The sequence below is a fragment of the Skermanella aerolata KACC 11604 genome (genome assembly GCF_000936425.1).
GTDB classification, from domain to species: domain Bacteria; phylum Pseudomonadota; class Alphaproteobacteria; order Azospirillales; family Azospirillaceae; genus Skermanella; species Skermanella aerolata.
In genome coordinates this window covers 1-8,164 of the sequence record NZ_AVFK01000100.1, presented here as the reverse complement: position 1 = coordinate 8,164, position 8,164 = coordinate 1, and the positions used below count along the sequence as shown (strand labels likewise).

General features: G+C 66.7%; 9 protein-coding genes and 1 pseudogene. 4 read left to right on the top strand and 6 right to left on the bottom strand.

Features of this window, described 5'->3' with window-relative positions; genetic code table 11:
• From N826_RS37755 to N826_RS37745, 3 genes are all read right to left on the bottom strand, one after another.
• On the bottom strand, window positions 1-589 hold a 589-nt coding region (locus tag N826_RS37755; protein ID WP_044437637.1), incomplete at its 3' end, for a cation:proton antiporter domain-containing protein.
• A gap of 222 nt (window positions 590-811) precedes the next feature.
• The gene (locus tag N826_RS37750) at window positions 812-1,414 is read right to left on the bottom strand and encodes a YciE/YciF ferroxidase family protein (protein WP_044437636.1); all 603 of its coding nucleotides are present in this window, start codon (window positions 1,412-1,414) and stop codon (window positions 812-814) included.
• Between the two features lie 219 nt (window positions 1,415-1,633).
• A complete protein-coding gene (locus tag N826_RS37745; RefSeq protein WP_044437635.1) occupies window positions 1,634-2,563 on the bottom strand; it encodes a flagellar export protein FliJ in 930 nt (309 codons plus the stop codon).
• A gap of 255 nt (window positions 2,564-2,818) precedes the next feature.
• Here N826_RS37745 and N826_RS43975 point away from each other — a divergent pair, with 255 nt between their 5' ends.
• From N826_RS43975 to N826_RS37735, 3 genes are read left to right on the top strand one after another with little or no spacing between them, the layout of a single operon-like run.
• Entirely contained in the window at window positions 2,819-3,004 is a 186-nt protein-coding gene (locus tag N826_RS43975; RefSeq protein WP_147041317.1) for a hypothetical protein, read from the top strand.
• A complete protein-coding gene (locus N826_RS42590) occupies window positions 3,001-3,429 on the top strand; it encodes a DUF2382 domain-containing protein (RefSeq protein ID WP_169789504.1) in 429 nt (142 codons plus the stop codon). The genes N826_RS43975 and N826_RS42590 overlap by 4 nt, the downstream gene beginning before the upstream one ends.
• A complete protein-coding gene (locus N826_RS37735) occupies window positions 3,426-4,337 on the top strand; it encodes a YsnF/AvaK domain-containing protein (protein WP_052832779.1) in 912 nt (303 codons plus the stop codon). Before N826_RS42590 ends, N826_RS37735 begins: the two co-directional genes overlap by 4 nt.
• Window positions 4,338-4,642: 305 nt before the next feature.
• Here the strand turns inward: N826_RS37735 and N826_RS41125 are convergent, their stop codons facing one another.
• Window positions 4,643-6,247, bottom strand: coding sequence for a sensor histidine kinase (locus N826_RS41125; protein ID WP_052832778.1), 1,605 nt, complete (start codon window positions 6,245-6,247; stop codon window positions 4,643-4,645).
• A gap of 276 nt (window positions 6,248-6,523) precedes the next feature.
• Here N826_RS41125 and N826_RS37725 point away from each other — a divergent pair, with 276 nt between their 5' ends.
• Window positions 6,524-6,910 carry a response regulator gene (locus tag N826_RS37725; protein ID WP_052832777.1) on the top strand — a complete coding sequence of 129 codons (387 nt, stop codon included), beginning with the start codon at window positions 6,524-6,526 and terminating at the stop codon, window positions 6,908-6,910.
• 91 nt (window positions 6,911-7,001) lie between these two features.
• On the opposite strand, the gene N826_RS46230 is transcribed toward N826_RS37725, so the two are convergent.
• Window positions 7,002-7,367 carry a transposase gene (locus tag N826_RS46230; protein ID WP_052832776.1) on the bottom strand — a complete coding sequence of 122 codons (366 nt, stop codon included), beginning with the start codon at window positions 7,365-7,367 and terminating at the stop codon, window positions 7,002-7,004.
• Window positions 7,368-7,603: 236 nt separating this feature from the next.
• A pseudogene (locus N826_RS46225) lies at window positions 7,604-7,708 on the bottom strand (hypothetical protein); the annotation flags it as partial.
• Between the last annotated feature and the right edge of the window lie 456 nt (window positions 7,709-8,164).

Genomic DNA, 8,164 nt, shown 5'->3' with positions numbered 1-8,164 from the left:
CGGCCAGGTAGCCCACGATCACGCCGCCGGCAGCCGCGGTCACGAAGGAAAGCGAGGCCTCGGTGGCGGACACCGCTCCGGCCAGGGTGGCGCCGATAGCAAAGCGGTAGAGGACCAGTGAGGAGGCATCGTTGAGCAGGCTCTCGCCCTCGAGCACCACGACCAGCCGTCTGGGCATCGAGAAGTTCTTCAGCACCGAGGCCGCCGCCACCGCGTCGGGCGGGGCGACGATGGCGCCGAGGGTGACGGCGGCCCACCATGGCATGGCGGGCACCAGCAGCTTGGCAACGACCGCGACCACCAGTGTCGTGAACACGACGGCGCCGACCGCGAGGAGCAGGATCGGCCTCAGGTTGGAGCGGAACGCCGGCCAGTCGGTGCGGTAGGCGCTCGCCTGGAGCAGCGGCGGCAGGAACAGCACGAGGGCAAGCTGCGGATCCAGCTCGACCGTGGGCAAGCCCGGGATCAGGGCCAGCACCATGCCGCCGATGACGAGCACCACGGCCAGGGGCAGGTTCAGGCGGCGGGCAACCAGCGCCAGGGCAACGCAGGCGGCCAGCAGGCCCAGGAGAATTTCAAAGATCGCCATGTTGATCCCGGTTTCTCAGGCAGCTTCGGAACGCAGCGGCCCGATGCAGGGTGTTTGTGACCTGAGCAGTGAAAGGTACGATCCGGATCCGGAAGTGTCCTGGTTCCGCTTGTGGTGCCGTGATATCGGGATCACTGACTTTCAAGCCTGATGATGGCTGCCCGACCGGCATGCGGCTCATTCAAGGCTCACATGCCGATCGATTTAAGTGCGACCGAGGATTTACTTGGCAGAGGCTCGCTTGGCTTTGTTGGCTTTTGCCTTTGCGGCAGGCTTCCCCGCAGCTTCCGCCTTCGTGCTCTTGCCAGCGGTCTCACCAATTGAACCGGCCTGCTCGGCCTGCGGATTGGCGCCGCCGCGGGCCAGCCGGGTCAGGAGCTCATCGGTCTTCTTCTCCTCCGCCAGGGTTTGCTCCAGCAGCGTCGCCGCTTCGCCCAAACCGAGCTGGTGGGCCCAGGTGCTGAGCGTGCCGTAGCGGGCGATCTCATAGTGCTCGACCGCCTGGGCGGCGCCGATCAGGGCGGCATCGGCGGCCGGACTGTCGCCGAAGTCCTCCAGGATCTCGGCCAGTTCGGCATTAAGGCTCTGAATGGCCTCGCAGCTCTTTCCCCTCGCCGGCTTGTCGAGCAGCTCGAACACCTGCTCCAGCCGCTCCACCTGGGTCCGGCTTTCCTCGCGGTGCTGCTCGAACGCCTGGCGCAGCTCGTCCGCCTTGGCCGCCCTGGCCGCTGTGCCCAGCATCCGCACCGCCTGCTTCTCGGCGTAGTAGACGTCCCTGAGCGTCTCGAGGAACAAGTCGGCGAGGGTCTTTTCCTTGGTCGGCATTTATTGATGGTCCTTGGTGAGAGAGAGTGCCACCTCAACCGGTTGCACAGGACGTGGTTCCTGGCCTGTTCAATAGATCGGGGCTGGAAAACGGAGCCGGATACCGCCGGTGCAACCTGGTGGATTTCACTTGGCCAGCGCAGTAGGAAGTGTCTGATGTACCGGATATGGGCCGGCCTTTGAAAAGCCAGCCCATGCACCCGGCTTCCTTCCGTCCGATCAGCGCCGGCGGACGGTTGAGGTGGTCACGATCGGATCGACCGCACCGGCACGGCCGCCGAACCAGCCGCCGACAGCGCCGAGCAGAAGCGCCGCCGCGGCAGCCAGCGCACCGGTTGCAACCGTGCCGGTCGCAGCATCGGCAGCCTGGGTGGCCTGCTGTTTTGCCTTCTCGGCTGTTTGGCGGTATTCCTGCTCGTACTGCTGGACCTGGGCACGGGCCTGCTCGACGGGAATGTCCTGGGCCCGCGAGATCGCCTGGGCCGCACGCTCGCGGGCTTCCTGGGCCTGCGCCTGGTCGCCGGTCACCGCTGCCCGGACAGCCGCGACAGCCGCATCGCGCAGTGCCTGGGGATCGTTGCCGCCGGTCGAGGAGCGCACCGACTGCTCGATCCGCGAGAACGGATCGGTCACATTGGCCAGTGCTGGCGCCGCACTCTGCACCGCCGTGCCGGCGGCACTGCCGAGACCGCCGACGGCGCCGGATACGGTACTGTAGATGCCGCCCAGGACGCCGCCGAGCGCCGAGCCGAGCAGCCAGAAGATCAGCAGCGTCGTCACGGCCCAGGTGGTCAGGCCGTGCCAGCCGGCGGTTGCGGTCTTCGGCTTTCCCGACAGCCGGCCGGCGGTGTAGCCGCCGACGAAGGCGGCGACGATGCCGGACACCGTCCACCAGAGAGCCGCACCGATCGAGAAGGTCGAGGCCGCCGGGTTGTCCGCCGCCGCGACGTCGACCGTGGAGGCGCCGATGCCGAGGCCGATCATGTTCAGGATCAGGTGAGCCGTCAGGGAGATCACCGCCCCGGCCAGCACCGCTCCCCAGGACACCCGGTTGAGCAGGACGGTTCGCATGTCCTCCTCCGGGGTGACGGCGGACATGCCGGGGGTGCTGTAGACACCCTCTTTCGTAGGACCCTGTGAGGTCGCCATTGTTTTGAGCTCCAGCTTGGTTGATCTGCCTGCAACCGGATCCCGCTGAGCTTGTTCCCAAGCTGCCGATCCGGACGATCATTGTCGCGGCCAGGCCTGAAGGATTGACGACGGGCCGGCGGGGCTTCCTGGCTTCACCCCTGTCGATTGAGCCGGATGCCGGCGGTAAAGGGTCATACCTCCAGTGCCGGGGAACCAGGGTCGCCGCCACCGTGTTGGAGAGCCGCTTTCCCCTTTGACCTGCCGAGGATAAAGATGGCTGACCAGCCGAAACGGACAGGCGTGTACGACACGCCCGGCACGACCACCGACCCGGTCACCGACGGCCGCTCACCCGCCGCACACTCCCCGATCGCCGGCCGGGCGGGTGCAATACCGTCATGGCTCTGGATCGTGGCCGCGGTGATCGTGCTCGCTGTTCTCGGGGTCATCTTCCTGTGACCGGCTCGCGCATCCCGCCCGACGATCATGAAACGGTGATCCCGCTGTACCGGGAAACTCTGTCTCTGAGCAAACGGCAGGTCGAGCGTAGCCGTGTCCGTGTCGATGTCAGGGTGGAGGAGCGGGAGCAGGCATTCGAACAGGTGCTTGAGCGTCAGGACGTCGTAGTCGAGCACGTCCCGGTGGGCCGCGTGGTCGAGAGCGTTCCGCAGATCCGGCAGGAGGGCGATGTGCTGATCATCCCGATCGTCGAGGAGGAGGTCGTGCTCGTTCGGCGGCTGGTGCTGCGCGAAGAACTCCATGTCCGCCGGCAAGCGACGCGGCGGACGGAACAATTCACCGCAACGCTTCGTTCCGAGCGCGCCGAAGTTACCCGTGACGGGGTTCGGAACAAGCTTTCAGATGATTCAGGAGACCAAGCATGAGTACCCAGACCATTATCGCCCTGTACGACGACAAGGCGGCCGCCCGCCAGGTTCTCGAGGACCTGCGCACCGCCGGTTACGGTGACGGGTTCTGGCTGTCCAGCGACAGCGCGCACGGTTCAGGCGGAGCCGACCGCTTCAGCACCCTGAGCAGCGAGTTCAGCATGCCAACGTCGCGAACCACGGCTCTAACCCGGCTGGGCGTTCCCGCCGACGATGCCGAGGTCTACAGCGAAGGGGTGCGGCGCGGCGGCGTTCTGCTGGTCGGCCAGGTCGACGACAGCCACACCCGGCAGGTCCTGGACATCATCGAGCGGCACCAGCCGGTCGACACCACCGAGCGGGGCGAGCTCTACCGCCGGAGCGGCTGGACCGGCTACGACGCCACAGCCGTCGACTACGACGAGGCCAGCGCTACTGAGGAGCGTTCCCGCTACGCAGCTGGTCTGGCCGGCGCTGCCGCCGACCTGCGCGACGCCAACACCTCCGGCATCGAGCGTGAGGAGGTTATCCCGGTTACCAAGGAAAGCCTGGAGGTCGGCAAGCGCGAGGTCGAGCGCGGCCGTGTCCGGGTGCGCAGCTTCGTGGTCGAGACACCGGTCGAGGAAACGGTGACGCTGCGCGATGAAACCGTGCAGGTCGAGCGGCGGGCTGTCAGCCGCGATGTCGCCGACCTTCCCGCCGATGCCTTCCGCGAGCGCACCATCGAGGTCACCGAGACCGATGAGGAGGCGGTTGTCGCCAAGACGGCGCGGGTGGTCGAGGAGGTCGTGGTGCGCAAGGACGTCGCCGAGGAAGTCCGCACGATCCGCGACACCGTGCGCCGCACCGAGGTCGAGATCGAGGATGACCGCACCTCCGCGCCGGGCACTCGGCCCCTGACCGGGCGCGACCGCTCCGACATCTGATCGACACTACCGTCCCTGTCTGAGGGTACAGCCTCAGACAGGGACATGAATTCGCGCGAAACCGCTGACCAGGAGGTGCAGGCGTCGCTGGCTGAGGCGACAAGGCCATCGGGCAGGCGAACCAAACACCGGGTCGTTGATCAGCGTCCGGTTGATCGCCCACCGGCTCAGCCGGCCCTTGCGTTGGTCACCGGCGAGGCTGGGGAATGTCTGTTCCAGCAGAGCAGCCAGCAGCGCTGCATTGGAGCGTGGTGGATGGAGTGATCATGGTCAGCGTACGATCGTCCGATGCTCCGGCGGATGGATCAGGAGCGATCGCTGACGCTGCGGGCCATGTGGCCGCATTCTGGCGTGACCTGACCCGAACCGGGCAGGTGAAGCGTCCAGCGTGCACCGGGAGCCGCATTCCCGGCGCGCAGCTCGGCGCCGAGCTGACGGGCCATGCCCAGGATTACCCGCATCCCGAAGCCCCGTGTTCCCTGACCGGGAACGAAGCCGGGTGGCAGCCCGACCCCGTAGTCCCGCACGCTCAGCTCCACGCCCCCGGCGGCTGTTGACCCAAAATGCACGAAAATGCGGCGAGTGTCATCAACCGGGTTGGCATGCTTGATCGCGTTGGCGACCAGCTCGACGAAAACAAGCCCGAGTGCCACCGCGGTGTCGGTGGGCAGGTCAACCGCCGCCACCTCCACCTCGAAGATGTGCTCCGAGGCCGCCTCGCCCAGATCCTGGCACAGGGAGCGCAGATAGGCGCCGAACTCCACCCGCTCGACGCTGGGTCCCTTATAGAGGCGCTCGTGGAGCTTGGCGATGGCGCCCACCCGCGCCGCCGCGGCCTCCAGTTCCCGGCGGGTCTCCGCGCCTGCGGTCTCCCGGGCCTGCAGGCCGAGCAGCGACGATACCAGCTGCAGCGAGTTCCTGACCCGGTGGTTGACCTCGCCAAGCAGGAGCTCCTTCTGCGCCAGGGCGTCCCGCAACTCCGCCTGGACCTGCCTGGCGGCGCTGATATCGCGCCAGGCGATGACGCCGCCGGTGATAGTACCGTCGGGGGCCCGGATCGGTCCGGCGTTGCACAGGATGGTGAGCGCCTGCCCATCGACGCGCCGAAGCACCCACTCCTCATTCGTCACAACCTCGCCCCGGCGCGTGGCGCGGGTCAGCGGCAGGTCCTCCGGATCGGCGCGGGTCACGCCGTCGGAGCGCAGGATATCCCAGCGCTCGACGTGCTGGTGGGCCGGGATACCCTCCAGCTCCGCAGCAGGGCGGCCGGTCATCCGCGTCCCGTACGCGCTGACATGCCGGATGGTCACGTCGGGCGCCTCGGCAAGGATCACACCTTCCGGAATAAAGGCCAGCAGTCCCTCCAGGAGCTGCTGCGCCTTCTCCGCCTCGGCGGCACGGACCTCGGCGGCCTGCCGCATCGTGACCTTGTCCGTCACATCGGAGGCCAGGACCAGAATGGCCCGGACCGATCCATCCGCGCCGGCCAGCGGGACGTGGTCGAAGTCGTAGAAGGCCTGTTCACCCGTCTCCCGCAGCACGGCGAACTCGCGCCGCCTGACGGTCCGGCGGGTGGCGTAGACCTCGTCCACCAGGGGGAGCCGCCCCGCGATGGCGAATTCCGGGAACACGGTCGCGGCCGGCTGCCCGATGAACGCGCTTCCCGGCTTCCGGAGATGCCGGTAGGCCCGGTTCGCGTAGGTGAACCGATGATCCGGACCGTGCAGCAGCGCGATGCCGGCCGGCGCCAGTTCGACAGCTTCGGTCAGGAAGGAGCCGTCGAGCAGCGTTGCGGGCGCGTCGGCATCCGCTGTGTTCACCACCGGCGTGTCGTACTCGGGCAGGCAGGCCATACGTTCAGGGTTCCCGGTCGATGACAGCGGAAGATCCGCCTCGGCATTGACCGGCATTATCCTCAACCTTCACATTCCTGCAAGCCGCCCATTGGAAGCCGGTGAACAAAAGCGGAATACTCCGTGCCTCTCGCTGAATTTCGCTGACTTACAGCTCGGCACCTTCACACCCCTCCTTTGATCAGTCTGCCGCGGGGAGCGCAAAGCCATGCATGTTCAGAGTGACCGTCAGGGTGCCGCCCCAGGATCCTCGAAAAGCGGAATGCTGTTCTCAGGATGGTGCAAAACGGTTACCCGCAGCGTTACCCAGTTGCTTGACCAGGGAGAACCGTCTTGATCGCCGATATCATTGTGGATGACCAACCCGCATCCGCCACCACGGTACGGGGTGTTGTGCTCGTCGTCGACGACGAAGCACTGGTGCGCATGAACGCGGTTGAGATGTTCGAGGACCTCGGGTTCGAGGTGCTCGAGGCCGGCAGCGGAGCCGAAGCGCTGGCCAGGCTGCAGGAGCGTGCCGACATCGACCTGCTGTTCAGCGACTGCCGCATGCCCGGCATGACCGGTCCGGACCTGGCCGAGATCGCTGCCCGCCTCCGGCCGCACCTGCGCATCGTGCTGGTGTCCGGCTACATCAACGTCCGGCCCGGGGGCTGGTCGTACCTTTCCAAACCCTACGACCTCAGCGCACTCAAGCGCTTGGTCGGCTCACCCTCCTGATCGAAGCTCCGCTCTCCCCGGTCTCAGCCCTGGTCATCCAGTACCGCACGCATTTTTGCCGCCAGCTCCTCGAGCGTGAACGACTTGCCGATCAGCTCGACCTCGGTTCCGGCAGGGATACCGGGGGAGGTGTCGGCGCCGTCGCCTGGATCGCCTCGCGGATCTCTCGATGATGACGGTCGAACACCGGCTTGAGGGCGTCGGAAGCGTTGCACAGCAGATGAAAACGATCGGCGACCGGGATTGCCTCGGGAGCGCCCTGGCGGATGCCGTCGGCAAAGGCGCCGGCCCGGTCGCGGGCGACGATTTCGGAACCGGGATGCTCTTTGAGCCATGTCGCCAGTGTTTCGCCCTGCTGGTCGGGCAGCAGGTCGATCGCCCATCTGCGTTCGAGATCGCAGAGGATCGTACCGTAATGCTGGCCACGCCGGAAGGCGAAGTCATCGACGCCGAGCACCCGCGGCGCCTCGGCGGCTTCAGGACGATCGCCCGGATCAGGCGCAGCACGGTGTCGGGGCTGAGCGGCATCGCCAGCCGTCCGGCCAGACCGGAGCCGGCTTCTCCGCCCAGTGCCAGACCGAGATCCTGTTGCGTCTCGCGCAGGCGAAGGGTGCGGCGGGCCATCGGCACGGTAACCTCCGGCAACCGCTCGGCGAAAACCTGCCTCGGGCAATCGTCATTGACGCAGCGGAAGCGGCGGACGCGCAGCTGAAGTTCGACCCAGCGGCCCTGCCACGGCAGATCCGCCAGCCGGCGACCATAGCTACTGTGCCATCGCAAGGAGAAATAGTCGCACAAAGGGCACTTCGCCGACAGGCAGGTCGAATGCGTCTCAAGGGCGAGGTGATCGTCGGCTGGTCGCAGACGATCGACCGCCAGGTTCGGCGGCCGCAGGCAGAATTCGGTGCTGTACAAGGATAAAGATCACGTTGGAAGCGGAGCCACCTCCTGAATATAATTACTCAGTCTCTACCCGCAAACCGTGTGCACCGAAATTGCGGGTGAACCCATCGCGATCCAGCAGCCAATCTATGCGGACGCTGGGCTGCCCGGCACCACAGGCCTGACAGGCAGGCGCCGGGGTCCGGGGCGCGCTGGACAACAGGTGGTGCATTCAGGCCGCACTGGACCTTTGGCCGGAGTGCCCGATGACGTCAGCCATGAACTTCTGGTACGGTGCGCTGTTCGCCGTATCCAGGGCCAGCCGCAGATCGTCAGACCCAGCTTCGACAACCCGGAAGCCGACCGAGATGC

What these genes read in the sequence shown, in the direction of transcription:
- N826_RS37750 (WP_044437636.1), bottom strand. Translation starts at nt 1,414, where the DNA reads ATGCCGACCAAGGAAAAGACCCTCGCCGACTTGTTCCTCGAGACGCTC.
- N826_RS37745 (WP_044437635.1), bottom strand. Translation starts at nt 2,563, where the DNA reads ATGGCGACCTCACAGGGTCCTACGAAAGAGGGTGTCTACAGCACCCCC.
- N826_RS43975 (WP_147041317.1), top strand. Translation starts at nt 2,819, where the DNA reads ATGGCTGACCAGCCGAAACGGACAGGCGTGTACGACACGCCCGGCACG.
- N826_RS37735 (WP_052832779.1), top strand. Translation starts at nt 3,426, where the DNA reads ATGAGTACCCAGACCATTATCGCCCTGTACGACGACAAGGCGGCCGCC.
- N826_RS41125 (WP_052832778.1), bottom strand. Translation starts at nt 6,247, where the DNA reads ATGCCGGTCAATGCCGAGGCGGATCTTCCGCTGTCATCGACCGGGAAC.